The sequence below is a fragment of the Mesobacillus subterraneus genome, from assembly GCF_000934845.1.
Classification (GTDB): Bacteria; Bacillota; Bacilli; order Bacillales; family Cytobacillaceae; genus Mesobacillus; species Mesobacillus stamsii.
Genome location: NZ_JXIQ01000057.1, coordinates 1 through 1451 on the forward strand (window position 1 = coordinate 1; position 1451 = coordinate 1451).

1 protein-coding gene is annotated in these 1451 nt (G+C 44.8%); it reads left to right on the forward strand.

All coding sequences use genetic code 11. The annotated features are described in order from the left end of the window. Positions 1-201: 201 nt before the first annotated feature. A partial coding sequence (gene safA, locus UB32_RS18975) for a SafA/ExsA family spore coat assembly protein (protein ID WP_052806984.1) occupies positions 202-1451 on the forward strand: 1250 nt, incomplete at its 3' end.

Sequence of the window (1451 nt, forward strand, 5' to 3'; positions counted from 1 at the left end):
GTCAAAGAACGACTTCACTGGCAGGCCCTCCAGCGCTTGTCAGGGCTGACCAAGGCGCTTGCGCTTTTCTTTTGGAAAGGCTTAATTTTCCTGTGCGAAACATATTTATATACATAGATGCATAAGTTTTTTTGAAGATTGTTAGCAATTTGCCCACACCAACATAGAATATATGGACTTATGCCATAGGAGGGAATCAGAGTGAAAATCCATATCGTACAGAAAGGGGATACTCTTTGGAAGATCGCCAAGAAGTACGGCGTGAACTTTGAAGAGCTGAAACAGTTAAACGCACAGCTCAGCAACCCTGATATGATTATGCCCGGTATGAAAATAAAAGTTCCAACTGGTGGAGGCACAATAAAGAAAGAAGCTCCAATAGTAGGTGGAACGCCTCAAGCAAAAATCAATATGGGTGGCAAAAAGGAAATGCCGATTGCCAAAGAGAAACCGATGCCAATTCCACAAGGTAAGAAAGAGGCTCCTGTTAAAGAACAGCCGAAAAAGGAAATGCCAAAACCTGTTCCAAAGGAAGAACCAGTTAAACCATATAAACCTAAAATGCCAGTGCAAATCAAGCCGGAAATTGATATCAACAATTACTATATGATGAACATGGCTAATATGCAGTTCCCGCCACAGCCAAAATCCCAGCCAAAATCACAGCATAAACCTCAGCCGAAAGCCCAGCCGCAGCTCCCGCCAAAACCAGAAAATATTTTTCCAGAAGTGAAACCAGAGGCAAAGCAAATAAAACCGCAGGTTAAACCAGAGCTTAAACCCTTGCCGCAAAAGGTGGAGGGAAAGCAAAAGATAAAATCAGAAATTAAACCAGATATCAAAATAGAAAAGAATGAATTTATGGATGAATCACCATCTATGATGCCATTCGTTCAAGGAGGATACCAACAGCCAATGATTCCTTACCCATATAATTATTATCCAGGTGCACCTTCTATGTCGGGTCCTGCTTATGGTTATCCAGAAGCCCACCAAATGCCCAATCCCCAGGTGCAGGGAGTTTCCCAGTATCCAGGTATGATGCCTAACATGGCATTGCCGGTAGAGGATATGGAATCCTCCTCATTTGCAATGATGCAGAATTCGGTTATGGGGGAAAATATGCCTCAATATGCTGCACCGCAAATGACTGGACCGACTTTTTATGGTGTGCCGATTTCACCTGTAATGCCTGGTCCTGGCTACATCCCTCAGCCATCTCAGATACCCATGCCAGAGGCAGGAGGAATGATGCCGGGGCAAATGCCGATGATGCCGCAAAACGCAGGAATGATGGAAAATCAAATGCCACAGGTCGCGGGAATGATGGAGGAAGAATCATCAGAAATGCCGATGATGCCTCAGATGCCGCAGGTTGGCGGAATGATGGAAAACCAAATGCCGTATAGCGGAGGAATGATGCCAGGGAATATGCCTCAGATGCCGCAGGT